The sequence below is a fragment of the Streptomyces sp. NPDC050546 genome (assembly GCF_044457425.1).
In the GTDB taxonomy this organism is placed as follows: domain Bacteria; phylum Actinomycetota; class Actinomycetes; order Streptomycetales; family Streptomycetaceae; genus Streptomyces.
In genome coordinates, this window is sequence record NZ_JBITGX010000003.1 from 249944 (window position 1) to 268917 (window position 18974).

Annotated in this window: 17 protein-coding genes; 10 read left to right on the forward strand and 7 right to left on the reverse strand. The window is 72.1% G+C overall.

What is annotated here, in order from left to right; genetic code table 11:
- Nucleotides 1-159 precede the first annotated feature (159 nt).
- Nucleotides 160-2574, forward strand: a complete 2415-nt coding sequence (locus ACIBK5_RS09185) for a PQQ-binding-like beta-propeller repeat protein (protein WP_399017748.1) — start codon at nt 160-162, stop codon at nt 2572-2574.
- 224 nt (nt 2575-2798) lie between these two features.
- Here the strand turns inward: ACIBK5_RS09185 and ACIBK5_RS09190 are convergent, their stop codons facing one another.
- The 4 genes from ACIBK5_RS09190 to ACIBK5_RS09205 are packed head-to-tail and all read right to left on the reverse strand — an operon-like array spanning nt 2799 to nt 6159.
- The gene (locus ACIBK5_RS09190; RefSeq protein ID WP_399018310.1) at nt 2799-3752 is read right to left on the reverse strand and encodes an alpha/beta fold hydrolase; all 954 of its coding nucleotides are present in this window, start codon (nt 3750-3752) and stop codon (nt 2799-2801) included.
- A 52-nt stretch (nt 3753-3804) separates the two neighbouring features.
- Nucleotides 3805-4578 carry an enoyl-CoA hydratase/isomerase family protein gene (locus tag ACIBK5_RS09195; protein WP_399017750.1) on the reverse strand — a complete coding sequence of 258 codons (774 nt, stop codon included), beginning with the start codon at nt 4576-4578 and terminating at the stop codon, nt 3805-3807.
- A complete protein-coding gene (locus tag ACIBK5_RS09200; protein WP_399017752.1) occupies nt 4575-4988 on the reverse strand; it encodes a Zn-ribbon domain-containing OB-fold protein in 414 nt (137 codons plus the stop codon). Before ACIBK5_RS09200 ends, ACIBK5_RS09195 begins: the two co-directional genes overlap by 4 nt.
- A 10-nt stretch (nt 4989-4998) precedes the next feature.
- Complete coding sequence (locus ACIBK5_RS09205; RefSeq protein WP_399017754.1) at nt 4999-6159, reverse strand: lipid-transfer protein; 1161 nt, start codon at nt 6157-6159, stop codon at nt 4999-5001.
- Nucleotides 6160-6255: 96 nt separating this feature from the next.
- On the opposite strand from ACIBK5_RS09205, the gene ACIBK5_RS09210 reads away from it, so the two are divergent.
- A complete protein-coding gene (locus tag ACIBK5_RS09210) occupies nt 6256-7905 on the forward strand; it encodes a FadD3 family acyl-CoA ligase (RefSeq protein WP_399017756.1) in 1650 nt (549 codons plus the stop codon).
- Here ACIBK5_RS09210 and ACIBK5_RS09215 read toward each other — a convergent pair.
- The gene (locus ACIBK5_RS09215) at nt 7848-8777 is read right to left on the reverse strand and encodes an SMP-30/gluconolactonase/LRE family protein (protein ID WP_399017758.1); all 930 of its coding nucleotides are present in this window, start codon (nt 8775-8777) and stop codon (nt 7848-7850) included. The genes ACIBK5_RS09210 and ACIBK5_RS09215 overlap by 58 nt on opposite strands.
- A gap of 330 nt (nt 8778-9107) precedes the next feature.
- On the opposite strand from ACIBK5_RS09215, the gene ACIBK5_RS09220 reads away from it, so the two are divergent.
- Together ACIBK5_RS09220 and ACIBK5_RS09225 are read left to right on the forward strand one after the other, a co-directional pair.
- Nucleotides 9108-12092, forward strand: coding sequence for a BTAD domain-containing putative transcriptional regulator (locus tag ACIBK5_RS09220; RefSeq protein ID WP_399017759.1), 2985 nt, complete (start codon nt 9108-9110; stop codon nt 12090-12092).
- 230 nt (nt 12093-12322) lie between these two features.
- On the forward strand, nt 12323-12499 hold the full coding sequence (locus tag ACIBK5_RS09225; protein WP_399017761.1) for a hypothetical protein: 177 nt from the start codon (nt 12323-12325) through the stop codon (nt 12497-12499).
- A 76-nt stretch (nt 12500-12575) separates the two neighbouring features.
- Here the strand turns inward: ACIBK5_RS09225 and ACIBK5_RS09230 are convergent, their stop codons facing one another.
- Complete coding sequence (locus ACIBK5_RS09230; protein ID WP_399017762.1) at nt 12576-13223, reverse strand: ATP-binding protein; 648 nt, start codon at nt 13221-13223, stop codon at nt 12576-12578.
- A 122-nt stretch (nt 13224-13345) separates the two neighbouring features.
- On the opposite strand from ACIBK5_RS09230, the gene ACIBK5_RS09235 reads away from it, so the two are divergent.
- Genes ACIBK5_RS09235 through ACIBK5_RS09245 form a run of 3 tightly spaced genes read left to right on the forward strand, consistent with a single transcriptional unit; the run spans nt 13346 to nt 15365 of the window.
- Nucleotides 13346-14197 (forward strand): helix-turn-helix domain-containing protein, encoded by an 852-nt coding sequence (locus ACIBK5_RS09235; RefSeq protein ID WP_399017764.1) that lies wholly within the window; start codon nt 13346-13348, stop codon nt 14195-14197.
- Nucleotides 14178-14381, forward strand: coding sequence for a DUF397 domain-containing protein (locus tag ACIBK5_RS09240; protein WP_399017765.1), 204 nt, complete (start codon nt 14178-14180; stop codon nt 14379-14381). The genes ACIBK5_RS09235 and ACIBK5_RS09240 overlap by 20 nt, the downstream gene beginning before the upstream one ends.
- Nucleotides 14382-14438: 57 nt before the next feature.
- A complete protein-coding gene (locus ACIBK5_RS09245) occupies nt 14439-15365 on the forward strand; it encodes a hypothetical protein (RefSeq protein WP_399017767.1) in 927 nt (308 codons plus the stop codon).
- Nucleotides 15366-15629: 264 nt separating this feature from the next.
- Here ACIBK5_RS09245 and ACIBK5_RS09250 read toward each other — a convergent pair whose 3' ends face one another.
- Entirely contained in the window at nt 15630-16037 is a 408-nt protein-coding gene (locus tag ACIBK5_RS09250) for a RidA family protein (RefSeq protein WP_399017769.1), read from the reverse strand.
- Nucleotides 16038-16117: 80 nt separating this feature from the next.
- Between ACIBK5_RS09250 and ACIBK5_RS09255 the strand changes: the two genes are divergently transcribed.
- From ACIBK5_RS09255 to ACIBK5_RS09265, 3 genes are read left to right on the forward strand one after another with little or no spacing between them, the layout of a single operon-like run.
- Entirely contained in the window at nt 16118-16771 is a 654-nt protein-coding gene (locus ACIBK5_RS09255) for a TetR/AcrR family transcriptional regulator (protein WP_399017771.1), read from the forward strand.
- A gap of 32 nt (nt 16772-16803) precedes the next feature.
- A complete protein-coding gene (locus tag ACIBK5_RS09260) occupies nt 16804-18051 on the forward strand; it encodes an amidohydrolase family protein (RefSeq protein ID WP_399017772.1) in 1248 nt (415 codons plus the stop codon).
- Between the two features lie 14 nt (nt 18052-18065).
- Complete coding sequence (locus tag ACIBK5_RS09265; protein ID WP_399017774.1) at nt 18066-18968, forward strand: LLM class F420-dependent oxidoreductase; 903 nt, start codon at nt 18066-18068, stop codon at nt 18966-18968.
- Nucleotides 18969-18974 lie beyond the last annotated feature (6 nt).

An 18974-nucleotide genomic window follows, 5' to 3' on the forward strand; every position in this document is an offset into this window, starting at 1 on the left:
TGTACGGAGACACCCCATTCGTCGCCGGGTTCGCCACCACGGCTCCGGCCAGGAAGAATCGGGGTGCGTGCCGCCATGGCGGTGCGGTGGTGAGACGCTGCACGGGGTCGCGTGGAACATGTGGCTTGGCGCGGCTCGTACGGGGAGGTGGCAGGCAGAGTGGTGGATCAGCTGACGCAGCACGATCCGCGGCGGATCGGGCCGTTCGAGGTGCTGGGACGGCTGGGTGCCGGCGGCATGGGGCTGGTCTATCTCGCGCGCTCGGCGTCGGGCCGGCGTGTGGCGATCAAGACCGTCCGCACGGAGCTGGCCGAGGACCAGCTGTTCCGGGTCCGCTTCACGCGTGAGGTGGAGGCGGCCCGGGCGGTCTCCGGCTTCTACACGGCCGCGGTCGTGGACGCCGACCCGCGCGCCGCCGTGCCCTGGCTGGCCACCGCCTACGTCCCCGCGCCCTCCCTCGAGGAGATAGTGAACGACTGCGGGCCGCTCCCGGCCCAGGCGGTGCGCTGGCTCGCGGCGGGCGTGGCCGAGGCGCTCCAGTCCATCCACGGCGCGGGGCTCGTCCACCGCGACCTCAAGCCCTCCAACGTCCTCGTCGTCGAGGACGGCCCCCGGGTGATCGACTTCGGTATCGCCTCCGGCGTATCGAACACACGTTTGACGATGACGAACGTCGCCGTCGGCACACCCGCCTACATGTCGCCCGAGCAGGCCAAGGACTCCCGGAGCGTCACGGGTGCCTCCGACGTCTTCTCCCTCGGCTCCATGCTGGTCTTCGCCGCCACCGGACACCCGCCCTTCCACGGCGCCAACCCGGTCGAGACGGTCTTCATGCTGCTGCGCGAGGGCCCGGACCTGGAGGGCCTCCCGGAGGAGCTGCGTCCGCTCATCGAGTCCTGTATGCAGATGGAGGCGACGGGCCGCCCCAACCCGGCCGACCTCCAGGCCCAGCTCGCTCCCCACCTCTTCGGCTCCGGCTCCGACGACAGCGGCACCGCCTCCGCGTGGCTGCCCGAGCGGGCCGTGAGCCTGATCGAGTCCCGCCGCAACGGCCGCCCGGCCGGCAAGCCCGCCCCCGGCGCCGGCCGCAGCGGCGGCGGGCGCCCCGCCCCGGTCCCGGCCCCCGGCCCGGCGCCCATCCCGCCCCCGCCCTCGCACGACCCCGTCGTCCCGGCGCCCGCGTCCGTTGCGGCGCCCGCTTCCGTGGCCGCTCCCGTGGGCGGCGGCCCCGACACCGGCCCCGTCCGGCTGGCCGGCGCCCAGGTGCCCATCGGCCCGGGCCCGCGCGTCGCCGACGTCCGTGCCGCCGCCGTCAAGGCACCCCCTCCGGAGGCCGCCCTCGCCGCCTCCTGGTCCAAGCCCCGCCCCGGCGTCAACGGCACGGACCCGGCCGTGGGCCCCGCCGTCGCAGCGCCCCCGGCCCCGGCCGTGCCGCCCGAGGCGAGCGGCTGGCGGCCCTGGCGCTTCCGTATGTCGAACGACGTCTGGGGCACCCCCTCCGTCGACGGCGACCTCGTCTACGTCACCTCCTTCGAGGTGCACGCCCTGGACGTGGGCACCGGCCGCCGCCGCTTCAAGACCCGGGACGTCGCCTGGTCCATGGCGGTCGCCGACGGGCGTATCCACGCCTCCGACGGGCCCACGCTGTTCGCCCTGGACGCCCGTGAGGGCGCCGACCTGTGGCGCCTTCAGACGGACGCCTGGGTCTACGCGCTCCAGGCAGGCCGCGGCACCGTCGTCACCGGCACCCGGGGCGGCGGCGTCCAGGGCTGGGAGGCATCGGCCGGCCAGAAGCTCTGGGAGATCACCGGCTGCCAGACCGACTTCGAGTCCCCCGAGGCCGGACCCGCCCTGCACGACGGCACGGTCTACGTGTGGCAGGACGCCCGGCTGCGCGCCCTGGACGCCCGCACCGGGGACGAGCGCTGGTCGTACCCGATCGGCGACGCGGCCTCCTGCGGCGGCGTCCCGGTCCGGGTCACCCCGGCGTCCGACGGCTACGTGTACGTCTGCGCCGGCACCCGCGTCCTGGCCCTCGACACGGCCGCCGGACATGTGAAGTGGCACTTCGAGGCCCCGGCGGCCTTCCTCTCGCCGCCCACCTTCGTCCCCGGCCCGGCCGTCACCGGCGGCGGCATCTACCTGGCCGACTACCTCGGCACGGTCTACGCCCTCGACGCCACCGACGGCCGCGACCGCTGGCGCATCGCCACCGAGTCCCGCGCCTCCGTCGAGCCCGTCCTGGTCGCCGCCGGTCATGTCCACGTGGGCAGCGGCAAGGGCCTCTACACCCTCGACGCGGTCACCGGCACACCCAAGTGGCGCTTCCAGGCGGGCGGCGACATCGTGGGCGCCCCCTCGGTGGCCGAGGGCCGCATCCACTTCGGCTCCACCGACCATCTCCTCTACACCCTCAAGGCCGACGACGGCCGGCTGCGCTGGAAGCTCGCCACCGGCGGCGAGATCACCGGCTCCCCGGTCGTCCGGGACGGGGTGGTGTACGCGTGCAGCAAGGACCGCTGTGTGTACGCGCTGGACGCGGAGAAGGGCACGGGCACGGCACGCACCGCGTGACGCGTCCGGGACGGCCGTCGTACCGGCGCACGGAAGGGTTCCAGACGGCGGCCGTCGCTACGGGGAGCGGTTCGCTTCGGGAAGGCAGCCCGATCACCGCTCTCACCCAAGACGCTACGCCGGGTACGCGCCGGTCGCCACGCGGTGGCCGGCCGTGACGGACGGTCCGGGCCCGGCGGCCGGCCATGGTGAGACCGGCCGCCCGACCCGCGTCCCAGGGGCTCTCAGCCCCGCAGTTCCGTCAGAAAGTCGATCAGTGCCTCGTTCACCTCGGCGGGCCGCTCCTGCTGCGTCCAGTGGCCGCAGCCCGGCAGCACGACCGGCTTGCGCCGCAGGTTCGGCATCAACTCCGGGAGGGCCTCGATCAGTTCGGGCGTGCCCGGGAAGGCCGGGACCAGGTCGCGGTCGCCGTACACGTACAGCGCGGGCGGGGACACCACCGCGCCCTGCCAGGGGGCGGTCAGCTCCCAGTTGCGGTCCAGGTTGCGGTACCAGTTGAGCGCGCCGGTGAAGCCCGGCTCGAAGCTCTCGGTGAGGGTGTCGAGGTCCGCCTCGGTGAGCCAGTCGGGCAGCACCTCGGGGTTCGGGGAGTCCGCGAGCCAGCCGCGCTCCAGGTCCTCGACCAGGGCCTGCTCCGGGCGGCCGGCGTTCGGCGCGTCACCCGATGCGGAGTACAGCAGCTTGCGCAGGGCGGTGCGGGTGTCGGCGCCGAACTCGGCGTCCGCGACGCCGGGCTCCTCGAAGTAGTTCCAGTAGAAGTGCCCGCCGAACCGCTCCCGCATGGTCTTCAGCGGCGGCTGCCCGCCACGGAAGGGCGGCGGCACGCTCAGCCCGGCCACCCCGCGCACCACGTCGGGCCGCAGCAGCGCGGTGTGCCAGGCCACCGGCGCCCCCCAGTCGTGCCCGACGACGAACGCCTGCTCCTCGCCCAGCGCGTGGATCAGCCCGACCACATCGCCCACCAGGTGGAAGATGCTGTACGCGGACACGTCCTCGGGCCGGTCACTGCCGCCGTACCCGCGCTGGTCGGGCGCGACCACCCGGAAACCGGCCTCGGCCAGCGGCCCGAACTGGTGCCGCCAGGAGTGCCAGGACTCCGGGAAACCGTGCAGCAGCACCACGAGCGGGCCCTCGCCCTGCTCCGCGATGTGCAGTTGTATGCCGTTCACGTCGATCATCCGATGCTCAACCACGGGTCGAGCATACGCGTGTATGAGTAAACGACTTTTACTACCGCAACCGGTGCGCATGCCCCCGCCCGGCGAACAGCCGGGCCTGCCGCTCACCCGCCGCGTTCCCGAGCGCGATGAGATGCGGCGCCTGCGCGAACCCCTGCTCCCGCCCCGCCGCACTCGCCGCCCACAACGCCCGCACGGTCCCCTGCACGGCCTCCGTCGGATGCCCGGCGATCACGGCCGCACACGCGATCGCCGCCGCCGTCGCCCCGCCCTCCGGGGCGAGTTCGGAGACCAGCCCCACCTCGTACGCCCGCCGCGCGGAGATCCGCTCCGCCGACCCCGTCAACGCCATCCGCGCGACCTCCCCGTAGGGCATGCGCTGCGCCATGAGGACGGACTCGTAGGCGCTGACCATGCCGTACGTGGTGTGCGGGTCGAAGAAGGTCGCGGTGGTGTCGGCGACGATGAACTCCGCCTCGCCGAGCAGGTAGAAGGCGCCCCCGCAGGCCATCCCGCGCACGGCGGCGACGACCGGCTTCCACAGGTCGTTCGCCTTCGGCCCGACGCCCAGCAGCGGATCGTCCTGCGCGTAGGGCGAGTTCGGCTGCGGCACCACGGTGTCCCGGTCGATACCGGTGCAGAAGGCGCGCTCCCCGGCCCCCGTGAGTACGACGGCCCGTACGGTGTCGTCGAACCGCAACTCCCGCCAGACGTCGACGAGCCGGTCGGCCGTCTCCAGGTCGATCGCGTTGAGCCGGTCGGGCCGGTTGAGGGTGACGACAGCCACCCCGCTGTCCTTGTCCCCGCTGACGAGCACGCTGCTCATGACCGCTCCAGGACCCACCGCGGCAGGCCCTCGTCGAAGACGACCCGCACCCGGGCTCCGATACGGATCCCCTCCACCGGGAGCGAGTCGATCGGCTCACCGGGTCCGGCGACCAGATTGCCGACGAGCCGGACGCGCGGCGCCTCGTCCAGCTCGACGACGACCACGTTGTACGGCGCCAGCTCCGCATAGTCGGGCAGCAGGGGCGGATGCGGAACGACGTACGACCAGACACGGCCGCCGCCCGAGACGAGGCGCCACTCGGACGCGAAGGACTGGCAGTGCGGGCAGCACGGCCGGGGCGGGAAGCGGAGTTCGCCGCAGCCGGCGCAGGCCTGGACGCGGAGTTCGCCCCGGGCGGCGTACTCCCAGAAGGGGGCGCCGTCGGGGTCGGTGACGGGACGCAGCATCGGCAACTCCTCAGTTCCTCAGCAGAAGGGCGGAGGTCGGGACCCCCTCACCCGCCGTGACCAGACAGACGGAGGCGTCAGGCACCTGCGCGGTACTGGTCCCGCGCAGCTGCTTCACCCCCTCGTTGATGAGGTTGAAGCCGTGCACATAGGCCTCGGACAGGCCGCCCCCGCCGGTGTTCACGGGCAGCAGCCCGCCGGTCTCCAGCGCGCCGCCCTCGGTGAACGCCCCGCCCTCGCCGCGCCCGCAGAAGCCGTAGCCCTCCAGGGAGAGCAGGACCAGGGGAGTGAAGGCGTCGTAGATCTGGGCGACGTCCACGTCCTCGGGGGCCAGGTCGGAGTGCTTCCACAGATGCCGCGCGGCGGTCCAGGCGGGGCCGGTGAGGGGGTCGTCGTTCCAGTAGTTGACCATGCCGTGGTGCTGGGCGGGGAGCGACTGGGCGGCGGAGTGGACGTAGACGGGTTCCCGGCGGCAGTCCCGGGCCCGCTCGGCGGAGACGACCACACAGGCCAGCGCCCCGTCCGTCTCCAGGCAGTTGTCGAAGAGGCAGAGCGGCTCGCTGACCCAGCGGGACGTCATGTACATCTCGCGGGTGAGAGGGCGGTCGTACATGATCGCGGCGGGGTTCTGGTTGGCGCGGTTGCGGCAGGCCAGGGCGACGTTGAACAGGTGGTCGCGGGTGGCACCGTACTCGTGCAGATAGCGCCGGGCGAGCATGGCGATCTCGTCGACGGGTCTGAGCAGCCCGTACGGCCGGGTCCACTGGGCCGGGGTCGGGAGCTGGACGGCCGTGTTGGTCCACGGCCGGGGCCCGCTGCCCCGCTTGCGCGACCGCCAGGCGACCCCGACGTTCGCCTGCCCGGCGGCTATGGCGGCGGCGAGATGGCCGACCGTGGCACACGAACCCCCGCCGCCGAAGCCGACCTTGCTGAAGAAGGTGAGGTCCCCGAAGCCGCAGGCCTTGGCCAGCTCGACCTCGTCCGTCTCCTCCATGGTGTAGGAGGCGAGGGCGTCGACCTCGCCGGGCGCGATCCCGGCGTCGTCGAGTGCGGCCAGCACGGCCCGGCAGGCGAGGGTGCGTTCGTCCTCGGGGAGCCGCTTGGCGAAGGGGGTCTGGCCTATGCCGACGATGGCGGTGGCGTCCTTGAGGCCACCCGATCCTGCTGCCATGGTGCGCGCACCTCCGGGCCGAGCCGTCGCTGACAGAGTGTCAGATTACCGATAATCTGACGGTCAGTCAGCTCCTCTTTCCTCGGGAGGCGTACGGTGCGAGCGGATACGGCATGGGCAAGCGTTCCGGACCTGGTCAGGACGGCGGCCGAGCGGTACGCGGGCACGGAGGCGGTCGTCGAGGGCCGCACCCGGATCACCTACGCCGAGCTGGGCGCCCGCGTGGAGCGCGCGGCGGCGGCCTGCCTCGCGAACGGGGTGGAGCCCGGTGACCGGGTCGGCATCTGGGCGCCGAACACCCTCGACTGGATCGTCAGCGCCCTGGGCGCCGTCTCGGCGGGCGCGGTCCTCGTGCCGCTCAACACCCGGTTCAAGGGCGCGGAGGCGGCGGACGTCCTGCGGCGCGGCGGAGCGCGGCTGCTGTTCGTGACGGGCACGTTCCTCGGCACGTCGTACGTGGCGTCGCTGCGGCGAGCGGCGGGGCAGGGCCCGGGCGCCGGCCCGCTGCCCGGCCTGCCGGCCCTGGAGCGCGTCGTCGTGCTCTCCGAGGACGCCCCGGCCGACTTCCTCACCTGGAAGGACTTCCTGGCGAGCGGGGAGGGCGTGGGTCAGGGCGAGGTCCGGGACCGGGCGAGGGCGATACAGGCCTCCTGGCCGTCGGACATCATCTTCACCTCGGGCACGACGGGCCGCCCCAAGGGCGCGGTCATCACCCACGCCCAGACCTTGCGGGCGTACGACAGCTGGAGCGAGCTGGCGGGCCTGGCCGAAGGCGACCGGTACCTCATCGTCAACCCCTTCTTCCACACCTTCGGCTACAAGGCCGGGGTGATCGCCTGCCTGATGCGGGGCGCGACGATGATCCCCCAGCCGGTGTTCGGCGTGAACACGGTCCTGGCCAACATCGCCGCGGAACGCGTCTCCGTACTCCCCGGCCCGCCGACCCTCCTCCAGTCCCTCCTGGACCACCCGGCACGCGACGCGCACGACCTGTCGGCCCTGCGCCTGGTGGTGACGGGAGCGGCGGTGGTGCCGCTGCGGCTCGTCGAGCGCCTGCGCGCCGAACTCGGCATCGGCACGGTCCTGACCGCGTACGGCCTCTCCGAGGCGAGCGGCGTCGTCACGATGTGCCGGCGCGGCGACGACCCGACGGTGATCGCGTCGACGTCGGGCCGGGCCATCCCCGGCACGGAGGTACAGGTCGTGGACCCGAGGGGGCGGCCCCTGGAACCCGGGGCGCCGGGCGAGGTCCTGGTCCGCGGCTTCCACGTCATGACCGGCTACTACGAGGACGAATCGGCCACCGCCGAGGTGCTGTCGGAGGACGGCTGGCTGCGCACGGGCGATGTCGGCGTCCTGGACCCGGAGGGCAACCTGCGCATCACCGACCGCCTCAAGGACATGTTCATCGTCGGCGGCTTCAACGCCTACCCCGCCGAGATAGAGCAGCTCCTGGGCCTGCACCCGGACGTGGCGGACGTCGCGGTGATCGGCGTACCGGACGCCCGGCTCGGGGAGGTCGGCAGGGCGTATGTCGTAAGGCGCCCGGGGGCGTTGGTCACGGGGGACGACCTGATCGCCTGGTCACGCCGGGAGATGGCGAACTACAAGGTCCCGCGGGCGGTGGAGTTCGTGGCGGAACTGCCGAGGAACGCGAGCGGGAAGGTCCTGAAGGGGGCGCTGCGGGCTCAGGGGCGGACCGGCGGCAGGGCCGGGGTCCCGGTCACGGACATGACGAGGGAGTAGAGGGTGGTGTCGGCGGCGATGAACATCCGGTTCCGCCGGGCGCTGCCGAAGCGGATGTTGGCGACGGTGCCGGGGACCAGGACACGGCCGAGGAGGGTGCCGTCGGGGTCGTAGCAGTGCACGCCCCCGTGCATGGCACCGGCCCAGAGCCGCCCCGCGTCGTCGAACCGGATGTTGTCGAAGCTGCCGTTCGCGCACTCGGCGAAGACCTCGCCGCCGGTCAGGCCGGTCCCGTCGTCCTGGACGTCGAAGACGCGGATGTGGTTGGCGAGGCTGTCCGACACGTACAGCCGGTGCTCGCCGGGGTCGAACACGAGCCCGTTGGGCCCCTGGAAGCCGTCGGCCACCAGCCGCACCTCGCCGCTGCCGGGGTCGACGCGGTAGACGTTCCGGGCGCCGATCTCGCTCTCGCCCCGATGGCCCTCGTAGTCGCTCGAGATCCCGAACTCGGGGTCGGAGAACCACACCGACCCGTCGGACTTCACGACGGCGTCGTTCGGGCTGTTGAGCCGCTTCCCCCGGAACCGCTCGGCGATCACGGTGACCGACCCGTCGTGCTCGGTCCGGGTCACCCGCCGATCGCCCTGCTCGCAGGTGATGAGCCGGCCCTGCCCGTCCAGGGTGTTGCCGTTCGGATACCCGGCCGGGGAGCGGAAGACGCCGACGGCCCCGGTGGTCTCGTCCCACCGCAGCAGCCGGTCGTTGGGAATGTCGCTCCAGAGCAGATACCGCCCGGCGGGCACGTACACCGGCCCCTCGGCCCACCGGCACCCCTCGTACAGCACCTCCAGCCGCGAATCCCCGGCCTGACACCGGCCGCTCCGGAACCGCTCGTCGAGGGTCTCGTACAACTGGGGCTGCTCGCCGGGCATGCGGCCACCTTCGCGTCTGAGTCGGCTGGTGCTGATCTGGCGGACCCCATTCTGACGCCCCGTCCGCGGCCACGCCCCGGAGACGCAACCCGTCAACTGGAGCATCTGGGCACTCCTGCCACGTCCTGACCTGGGCACGGCGCTTGGGCAGCGCGCCCAAAGGCTCCAACTCCCCTTCAAAAACGGCCCCTGCTCCTTCAGGTGCGGAGAGAGTGTGCGGACCTTGTGGACTCCCGTGCGTCGCCCTGTGATCGGTGTCTCCCACGGCTGACGTATCCGCCGTGCACAAGGCAAACTGGCGTGGTTGCTCAGGATGTCTAGGGGGACTGCATGAACGGTGTACCGGACGGTGTGCCGCGCGTACCGGAGCAGCGGCGTCCGGACTCCTCGCAGGAGCCGGCGGAACCGGTGGCCTCGACGACGCTGCGCTTCGGCGTGCTCGGACCGGTACGCGCCTCGCGCGGCGACACGCCGATCACCACCGGCTCCCCCCAGCAACGCGCCCTGCTCGCCGCCCTGCTGCTGCGCGAGGGCCGTACGGCCACGGCCGCGGAGCTGATCGACGCCCTGTGGGGCGAGGAACCGCCCTCGCAGGCCCTGGCGGCGCTGCGGACGTACGCCTCCCGGCTGCGCAAGGTGCTCGACCCGGGCGTCCTGGTCAGCGAGTCCGGCGGCTACGCGGTACGCGGTCTCGCCGAGGGCGCCCTCGACCTGGCCGTCGCCCAGGACCTGGCGACCGAGGCGGAGAAGGCCAGGTCGGCGGGCGACCTCTGCCACGCCCGCGACACACTGCGGCGCGCCCTCGCCTTGTGGGACGGGGAGACCCTGGCCGGCGTACCGGGCCCGTACGCCGAGGCGCAGCGCGTCCGCCTGGAGGAATGGCGGCTCCAGCTCCTCGAGTCCCGCCTGGACATGGACCTGGAGCAGGGCTGCCACGCGGAGGCCGTCTCGGAGCTCACGGCCCTCACCGCCGACCATCCCCTGCGCGAGCGGCTCCGCGAGCTGCTGATGCTGGCGCTGTACCGCAGCGGCCGTCAGGCGGAGGCCCTCGCGGTGTACGCCGACACGCGTCGCCTGCTCGCCGACGAACTGGGCGTGGACCCGCGCCCCGGCCTGAGCGAGCTGCAACAGCGCATCCTCCAGGCGGACCCGGGCCTCGCGGAGCCCTCCTCCCCGGCCGCCGAGCCCGCCTCCGTCCCGGTCCGCCCGGCCCAGCTGCCTGCGACGGTGCCGGACTTCACCGGCCGCTCCGGCTTCGTCCGCGAGCTCGGCGAGATCCTGACCGCCGCCGAGGGCCGCGTCATGGCGGTCTCGGCCCTGGCCGGCATCGGCGGCGTGGGCAAGACGACCCTCGCCGTGCACGTGGCCCACCAGGCGCGCGCTGCGTTCCCGGACGGGCAGCTGTACGTCGACCTCCAGGGCGCGGGCGCCCGGTCGGCGGAGCCGGAGACGGTCCTCGGCTCGTTCCTGCGCGCGCTCGGCACTGCCGACTCGGCGATCCCCGACTCCCTGGAGGAACGCGCGGCGCTCTACCGCTCGGTCCTGGCCGGCCGCCGCGTCCTGGTCCTGCTGGACAACGCCCGCGACGCCGCCCAGATACGCCCCCTGCTGCCCGGCACGGACGGCTGCGCCGCGCTGGTCACTTCCCGGGTGCGGATGGTGGACCTGGCGGGCGCCCATCTGATCGACCTGGACGTGATGTCCCCGGACGAGGCGCTGGCACTGTTCACGAAGATCGTGGGCGAGGAGCGGGTGGCCTCCGAGCGGAAGGCGGCCCTGGACGTGGTCGCGGCCTGCGGATTCCTGCCGCTGGCGATCCGCATCGCGGCGTCCCGGCTGGCGGCCCGCCGTACCTGGACGGTGTCGGTGCTCGCGGCGAAGCTCGCCGACGAACGCCGCCGCCTGGACGAACTCCAGGCCGGTGACCTGGCCGTGAAGGCCACCTTCGAGCTGGGCTACGGCCAGCTGGAGCCCGCCCAGGCCCGCGCCTTCCGCCTGCTGGGCCTGGCCGACGGCCCGGACATGTCCCTCCCGGCGGCTGCCGCGGTCCTGGACCTGCCCGTCGAGGACACGGAGGACCTTCTGGAGTCCCTCGTCGACACGTCCCTGCTGGAGTCCGCGGCTCCGGGCCGCTACCGCTTCCACGACCTGGTGCGGCTCTACGCGCGTGCGTGCGCGGAACGCGACGAGTGGCCGCCGAGCGAGCGGACGGCGGCGATGTCGCGGCTGCTGGACTTCTATCTGGCGTCCGCGGCGGGCGTGTACGCGCTCGAGCGGCCGGGCGACCGGCTGGTGGACCACCTCGAACCGGCCTCGTATCCGGGGCTGCGGTTCGAGAACCGGCATGCCGCGCAGGACTGGCTGTACACCGAGGCCATCTGCGTCCTCGCGTGCGTACGGCAGTCCGCGGGGCAGGCGGAGACGCTTCCCCGGGCGATCGATCTGCTGTGGGCCGCGCACGACCTCTCCGAGTCCGGAGCCAACTCCAGGGAGTACGAGGCGACGGCCGAGGCCCTGCTGGACGCGGCCCGGCAGCAGGACATCAGACGGGCGGAGGCCCGGGCCCTGACGACGGTCGTCATCGTCCACCACATGAGCGGCCGTTTCGAACGGGCCGACCAGGAGGCCGAACGGGCCATCCACCTCGCCCAGGAGGCCGACGACCTGCTGCCCGTCTGCTGGGCCCGCAACGCGCGCGGCATCATCGCGCTGTACCAGAACCGGCACGAGGACGGCGAGGAGCATCTCTCCCGGGCCATCGAGCACTTCCGTGCCCTGGGCGACCGGCCCGGTGAGGCCGCCGCGCTGTGCAACCTGTCCCGGATCCATCTCGCGACCGGGCGGACCCAGAGCGCGGTCGCGCTGGCCCAGGAGGGCATCGCCATCTACGACGCCATGGGCAACTCCATGCGCGGGGCGAACGCCCGCTACGCCCTCGGCCTCGCGCTCACCCAGAGCGGCGACCTGGGCGACGCGGCCGGCCGGCTCCAGGAGGCGCTGGAGGTGTTCCGCGACAGCAGGCAGCGCCTCTGGGAGGGCATGAGCCTGTTCCGGCTGGCGGAGCTGGACCTCGCCGCCCGACGCCCCACGCAGGCCGCTTCGAACGCCGAGATGGCACTCACCGTGCTCCGCGGCATCGGCGGGGAGTGGCGGCGCGGCAACGTCCTCACCGTCCTCGGCCGCGCGCTCAGCGGCATCGGGCAGACGGGCAGGGCGCAGGTCTGCTGGCAGGAAGCGGCCGGGATCTACGAGGAGCTGGGCTCGCCCGAGGCCGCCGAGGTGCGCGCGCTGCTGTCCCCGGTGCAGGCGGCCTGACGGCAGGTCCCGGGGCCGGCCGGCCGCGTTCATCGTTCGTTTATCGCTCCCCGCCATGATTGACGTAGTCGATCCGTCGCGTCGGGGGGCAGACGGGTCGCCGCACTGGGTCGCACACCGGCTGACTAGGGTGAGCGGCTCGGATGGGCCCGCCCGGTCGGACTCGGGGGAGTGACCGGGCGGGCCCGCGCACCTCACTACTCGACCCACGCCAAGGAGAGTTGACGATCATGGGCGACGAGCTCAAGCCGCAGGACCTGCACGCGACGGACGAGCCGCTGGGGACCGAGGACCTGCACGCCACCGACGAGAACGCCGTCAAGAAGCAGGACCTCCACGCCACGGACGAGCCGCTGGAGACCAAGGACCTGCACGCCACGTCGGAGCCGTTCAAGCCGACGAAGTAAGCCACTCCACACGGGGTTCGGCCGCGGCGGCGCGGAGGGGGAGCCGTCGCGGCCGATGCATGTCCGCAACCGCCGATCAGGTCGCTGCGGGCTCGTCCCCCGCCAGTTCACACCACACCGTCTTGCCCGCCTCACCCTGCTCGACGCCCCACCGCAACGCCACCGCGTCGAGAAGGGCCAGGCCGCGCCCGGTCTCGTCGTCGGCCCTGGCGTGCCGCAGGACGGGCAGGGCGCGGGCGTCGGAGTCGCTGACCTCCACACGGGTCCGGCCGCAGGAACGCGCCACGCGCACCCTCACCGGGGCACCCTGCCCGACGTGCCGGATGACATTGCCGACCAGTTCCGTGACGCACAACTGCACGTCGGCGCAGGGGACACCCAGGCACGCCCGTAGCGTGCGACGCAGTTCGGGTACGACCTCGGGTGTGACGAGCAGATCGAGATCCAGCAGCACGGAACCGTCGGCCCGGCCGGCTCCCCACAACGCGGAGACCAGCTTCCGCGCCGTCTCCGTGCTGCAGTTGCCGAGCGCGACCAGTCCCGCTGTCCTTCCGTACGCGCCCGCGAAGGTCGGCACGTCGACGCACAGGGACGGCAGTGAGATGCCGTGTACGGCGAGGGCGGACTTCAGGTCGTCCACGCACAGGTCCGTCTCGTCGCCGAGGGTGACGGAGGGCGTGTTGGAGGAGGTGGCGCTCGAAGTGGCGGCTCGGGCGTTGCGCATGAGGGCCCTTCCCTTGATCGCATGCGGTCTGTGACGAATCAGTCACACAGTGCCGCCAAGTCCCCTACTGTGGGAGCGCTTTCGACTGCGCAAGAGCAACTGGCAAACGGCGGTGATGAGCTGTGCCCTCACGCAAGGACCCCGACGCGTCGGCCAACGTTCCCTCCTTCTACGGCGCCGAGTTGCGCTACCAGCGGGAGCTGGCGGGCCTGACCCTGGAGCAGTTGACGGAAGGGAGTTTTCGCGGTGTGCCGTTCCTGAGCCAGATCGAGCGCGGCGAGCGGCGTATGCCGCTGGATCTGGCCCGGCACGTCGACAAGGTGCTGAAGACGGACGGCTTCTTCGAGCGGCGCTGCGAAGACGCCCGCCGGGCACGGCAGTCGGGGCATGCGGAGTACTTCGCGGACGTGGCGGAGATGGAGCGGCACGCGGAGACGATCGAGGAGTGGGCGCCGATGCTGGTGCCCGGACTGTTGCAGACCAAGGCCTACGCGGAGGCGGTGGTCCACACGTCGCTTCCCTGGCTCGCCCCCGAGACGGTCGACAAGCAGGTCCGTGCCCGTCTGGGGCGGGCGGAGATCTGGGCGGGCGGGGAACACCCGGCGTTCTGGGCGATCCTGCACGAGGGTCTGGTCCGCAAGCCCCTGCTCCCTCCGGGGGAGATGGCCGCGCAGTTGGAGCACATCGCGCACGTGGTCCGCTCCACGCAGGGCGTTCTGCAGATCGTCCCGGAAACGGCTCACGCCCACCCCTGCATGATGGGCATGATGAAGATCATGACGTTCCCGGACGCCCCGCCGGTGGCCTACACGGAGGGCCTCCACAATGGCCAACTCATCGATTATCCGCCCCTCGTGAAGAACTACCGCCGGTCGTACGATCTGCTCAGGGCCGCGGCACTCCCGCCAGAGGCGTCCCTGACCATGATCGAACAAGCGGCAGAGGACTACCGAGATGGCAATCACCGCAGGTGACCTGGGCACGGTTGTGTGGCGCAGGAGCAGTTACAGCAACGGCAGCGGCGGCGACTGCGTCGAGGTCGCGGACGGGCAGCCCGGCGTGCTGCCGGTCCGGGACTCGAAGGCCTCGGAGACCGGACCGGTGCTTCTCTTCCGGACTCCCGCCTGGACCGCCTTCCTCACCTCCCTGAAGGGCTGAGCCCGGGAGTTATCCACAGGCGCAAACGCCTGCCGTGTTTCCTGCGATCTTGGCGGCATGGGAGAACGAACGGCGCTGCGGGAACTGGCGCAGGGCGGCGTACTGCTCACCTGCCGTGCTCTTCGGGCCGGCTGGCCCGCGCGGAGCCTCACCTGTGCCCTCCGGGCGGAGGGCTGGGGCCGGCTTCATGCCGGGGCCTGGCTGGAACCGGGGCGGGTCGCGGACCTTCCTGCCCGGCTCCGAGCCGTTCAACTCCTCACCCCCCGGCTCGTGGTGAGCCACCGTTCCGCTGCCGCCCTGTGGTGGATCGAGACCCTCGCCCCGACCAGCGAGGCGCCCTTGGAGTTCATCGATCCGGCCCTGAGTTTCCGCGGGAAGGCCAAGGGCGTGCGCGTGCGGCGGATGCTCCTCGAACCCGGGGACGTGGCGTTGCGGCAGGGCCTGCGGCTCACCAGCCCCGTGCGGACGCTCACCGACCTGCTTCGCTCCCTGCCGAGGGACGACGCGCTCGTCGCCCTGGAGTCGGCGGTGACCTACCGGAGGGTCGGCGGGGTGCGGAGGGCGCCGCTTGTGGAACTGGAGGCGGTGGCAGAGGTCCTGGCCCTCCCCTCGCAGGGATCGGCGAGAGCCCGCCGCCGGCTCGGGTCGTGCGACCCCCGGGCCGGGTCACCGGCGGAGACGATAGCCCGCCTGCGCATGGGCGACGCCGGTCTCCGGCCCGAGAGCCAGATCGAATTGTTCACCCCGGCCGGCCGCCGGGTCGTCCTCGATTTCCTCTTCCGGCGTGAGGGGCTGGCGGTCGAGATCGAGGGGTACGCCTACCACGGCACCCGCGAGGCGCACCGCCAGGACGTCTCCCGCTTCAATCAGGTCCTCCAGTGCCCCGAGGTGCGCAGTCTGCTGCGCTTCACCGCCCAGGACGTGTTCCGGGAGCCCGACCGAATGATCGCGGAGATCCGGGCGGCACTGATCACCTTGAGGTGACGGCCGAGCCGGACTTGGAGCAGATGGGCGAGAGGGGTGCGGGCGTGCCCAGCTGTGAGGATGTGGACGGTGCCCGAACGCTCCAGTTGTCGGTGCTCGCCACCTGGGGCCTGTCTCTCCGATCATGCAGAGTGATCGCGCCACCGGCCGCACCAGTTGTTGCTCACCGGCAAAAGCGGCTCCACCACTGCCCACTCGCCGTCCGTCAGATCCCCCCGACTCGGCATCGTCAGCCCCGGAGTCTCCCTGCTCCTGGTGCTACGGCTATTCGATGACCGCAGTGGCTTCGACCTCGACCAAAAGGTCCGGTTCCCCCAGCGCCGCGACTCCCAGCAGCGTGATCGGCTTGACCGGATCGATGCCGAGTTTCGCTGCCGCCCGGCCCACCCCCTCACCCAGCAGCGGCATCTTGTCGGCACTCCAGTCGACGACGTAGACGGTCAGCTTCGCCACGTCGTCGAAGGAACCGCCGATCGCGGTCAAAGCAGTGCTGATGTTGAGATAGCACTGTTCGACCTGAGCGGCGAAGTCCCCTTGGCCCACGGGCCGGCCGTCGGCGTCGCGGGCGACCTGCCCCGCGAGGAACACCAGCTTCGATCCGGTGGCGACCGACAGCTGTCGGTAGACCTCGGGCTTCGGCAATCCCTCGGGATTGAACAACGTCACAGACATGAACGGCCTCTTCCTCATGGCGTCGGGAGCGGCAAGATCAGCACTCATCAAAGCATAGCGACGCTATGTATTGTGAGGCCATGGCGAGGACGAAAGATCCAGCGGTCCGCTCCCTGCTGCTCGACCGGGCCGCACAGATGCTGCGGACAAGGCAACCGGTCACACTGCGCGCCCTGGTCGCCGGAACCGGCGTGTCAACGATGGCTGTCTACACCTACTTCGGCGGCATGGACGGCCTCTGGAAAGCAATGCGGCAAGAAGGCTTCACTCGCCTGACCGCCCGGCTCGCCGCCGTCAAGAAGTCCGCGGACCCGGTACGAGACCTCGCCGCACTGGGCGCCGCCTACCTGGCCAACGCCCTGGAGAACCCCGACCTCTACCGCGTCATGTTCGACGCGGGCTTCGACCTCGAAGACACCGGCGCCGCCGACGAAACCCTGCACCGTCTTGTCCAGGCCATCGAACGGGCCAAGGTGAACGGCCGCTTCCGCGACGAGGTCGACCCGCTGGAACTGGCCACACAGAGCTGGACCATCGGCCACGGACTCGCGTCCCTCGTCGCCACCGGCCCCCTGCCGCACGAAGCGCTGGCTCACGGCGCACCCATGCTGACCGCACTGTTCGCTGGTGCGGGAGACGAACCCGACCGATGTCGCCAGTCGGTTGAGCGCGGCTGGGGCCGGCCCGCCCGAGCCCGGCCCAACTCTCGCGGTCGGAGAGACAGGGCTAGCTGACGATCCGTCAGATCAGCGCTACCGTGAGCGCCATGGACACCCACGACAGCTCGTTTCCGCTGATCATCTCCGTGGACGACCACACCGTGGAGCCCGCGACCGTCTGGCAGGACCGGCTTCCGGAGAAGTACCGGGGCGTCGGACCCCGGATCGTCCGGGCGCCCGTGAAGGAGATGACCTTCCTCGGCGGGCGCTTCAGGCCCGTGATGGGACAGCCCGGCGACGACGGCCCGGTCGGTGACTGGTGGGTCTACGAGGACCTCCGCCGCCCGCTGACCCGCCTCGACACCGCCGTGGGGTACGACAGGGACGAGATCAAGCTCGAGGTCATCACGTACGAGCAGATGCGCCCCGGCTCCTACGACGTCCCGGCCCGGCTCGCCGACATGGACGTCAACCACGTCCAGTCCGCCCTGTGCTTCCCGACCTTCCCGCGCTTCTGCGGCCAGACCTTCACCGAGGCCAAGGACCACGAGCTGGGCCTGCTCTGCGTCCGCGCCTACAACGACTGGATGCTGGAGGAGTGGTGCGGCCCGGCCGCGCAGGGGCGGCTCATCCCCCTGCCCCTCATACCCCTGTGGGACGCCGAGCTCGCGGCGGCCGAGGTCCGGCGCAACGCCGCGCGCGGGGCCCGCGCCGTCGCCTTCTCCGAGATACCGCCCTACCTCGGGCTCCCCTCCATCCACACCGACGGCTGGGACCCCTTCCTCGCCGCCTGCGCCGAGACCGGCACGGTCGTCGCCATGCACATCGGCTCCTCCAGCCGTATGCCGTCCACCTCCGCCGACGCCCCGCCCGCCGTGGGCTCCACCATCACCTACGCCAACTGCTGCTTCTCGATGGTCGACTGGCTGATGAGCGGCAAGTTCGAGCAGTTCCCGGGCCTCAAGGTCATGTACGCCGAGGGGCAGATCGGCTGGATCCCCTACATCCTGGAGCGGGCCGACGTGGTGTGGGAGGAGAACCGGGGCTGGGGCGGCGTCGCCGACAAGGTGCACCGGCCGCCGTCCGAGCTGTTCGCCGAGCACGTCTACGGCTGCTTCTTCGACGACGCCTTCGGGTTGAAAAACCTGGACGCGATAGGCGTCGGAAACGTGTTGTACGAGACCGACTACCCGCACTCCGACAGCACCTGGCCCAAGTCCCGCGAGGTCGGCGAGGCGCAGATGGGGCATCTGGAGCCGGAGGTCGTGGAGCGGATCGTGCGGGGGAACGCCATCGAGCTGCTCGGGCTCACGGAGGAAGGGCTGTGGCCGGGCGGCGCCGGTGGTGCGCGGTGAGCCTGCGGTACGGGATGCAGCTTCCCGTCCAGTCGCAGAGCACCCTCTACGCGGAGGGGTGGGAGGCCGAGGCCGGGCCGGACGACCTGCTGGAGATCGCCCGCGCCGCCGACCGCTCCGGGTTCGACTATCTCGCGGGCTGCGACCACGTCGGCATCCCGCGCAGGCTGGCCGCCGCGATGAGCACGATCTGGTACGACCCCGTCGCCACGCTCTCCTTCCTGGCCGCCGCCACCGAACGCGTCCGGCTGCTCAGCCATGTCGCGATCGTCGGGCTGCGGCACCCCCTGCTCACCGCCAAGCAGTACGCCACGCTCGACCACCTCAGCGGAGGCCGGCTGGTCCTCGGGGTCGGCGCCGGACACGTCCAGGAGGAGTTCGAGGCCCTGGGCGTGGACTTCCGGCAGCGCGGGGCCGTGCTCGACGAGTCGATCGACGCCCTGCGCGCCGCCCTGGGGCCGGAGGAGTTCCCGGAGCACCACGGCAAGCTGTACGACTTCGAGGGGCTCGGCCAGCGGCCCCGCCCGGCACAGGGCCGCGTCCCTCTGTGGGTCGGCGGCTCCTCGCCCGCCGCCGTGCGACGGGCCGCGCTCAAGGGCGACGGCTGGCTGCCGCAGGGGGATCCGAGGGACCGGCTGCCCGCGCAGATCACACGGATCAGGGAGCTGCGCGAGAAGTCCCATACGCGGGGCGGGTTCACCGTCGGCGCCATCACCGAGCCGCTGTACGTGGGCGCGCCCCGCTGGGACGTGGGCCGCCGGACCCTCTCCGGCGGTCCGCAGGAGCTCGCCGAGTCGCTGCGGGCCTACCGGGCGATGGGTGTGCACCAGATCCAGGTGCGGTTCCGGAGTCGGAGCCGGACCGAACTCACCGACCAGATCGCGGCGTTCGGCGCCGAGGTCGCCCCCCATCTGTGAGGAGAG

Excerpts from the sequence above, each read along its gene's own strand:
- ACIBK5_RS09230 (WP_399017762.1), bottom strand. The coding sequence starts at position 13,223 with ATGCGCAACGCCCGAGCCGCCACTTCGAGCGCCACCTCCTCCAACACG.
- ACIBK5_RS09220 (WP_399017759.1), top strand. The coding sequence starts at position 9,108 with ATGAACGGTGTACCGGACGGTGTGCCGCGCGTACCGGAGCAGCGGCGT.
- ACIBK5_RS09190 (WP_399018310.1), bottom strand. The coding sequence starts at position 3,752 with ATGATCGACGTGAACGGCATACAACTGCACATCGCGGAGCAGGGCGAG.
- ACIBK5_RS09255 (WP_399017771.1), top strand. The coding sequence starts at position 16,118 with ATGGCGAGGACGAAAGATCCAGCGGTCCGCTCCCTGCTGCTCGACCGG.
- ACIBK5_RS09265 (WP_399017774.1), top strand. The coding sequence starts at position 18,066 with ATGCAGCTTCCCGTCCAGTCGCAGAGCACCCTCTACGCGGAGGGGTGG.
- ACIBK5_RS09245 (WP_399017767.1), top strand. The coding sequence starts at position 14,439 with ATGGGAGAACGAACGGCGCTGCGGGAACTGGCGCAGGGCGGCGTACTG.
- ACIBK5_RS09260 (WP_399017772.1), top strand. The coding sequence starts at position 16,804 with ATGGACACCCACGACAGCTCGTTTCCGCTGATCATCTCCGTGGACGAC.
- ACIBK5_RS09205 (WP_399017754.1), bottom strand. The coding sequence starts at position 6,159 with ATGGCAGCAGGATCGGGTGGCCTCAAGGACGCCACCGCCATCGTCGGC.
- ACIBK5_RS09250 (WP_399017769.1), bottom strand. The coding sequence starts at position 16,037 with ATGTCTGTGACGTTGTTCAATCCCGAGGGATTGCCGAAGCCCGAGGTC.
- ACIBK5_RS09195 (WP_399017750.1), bottom strand. The coding sequence starts at position 4,578 with ATGAGCAGCGTGCTCGTCAGCGGGGACAAGGACAGCGGGGTGGCTGTC.
- ACIBK5_RS09215 (WP_399017758.1), bottom strand. The coding sequence starts at position 8,777 with ATGCCCGGCGAGCAGCCCCAGTTGTACGAGACCCTCGACGAGCGGTTC.
- ACIBK5_RS09200 (WP_399017752.1), bottom strand. The coding sequence starts at position 4,988 with ATGCTGCGTCCCGTCACCGACCCCGACGGCGCCCCCTTCTGGGAGTAC.
- ACIBK5_RS09240 (WP_399017765.1), top strand. The coding sequence starts at position 14,178 with ATGGCAATCACCGCAGGTGACCTGGGCACGGTTGTGTGGCGCAGGAGC.
- ACIBK5_RS09225 (WP_399017761.1), top strand. The coding sequence starts at position 12,323 with ATGGGCGACGAGCTCAAGCCGCAGGACCTGCACGCGACGGACGAGCCG.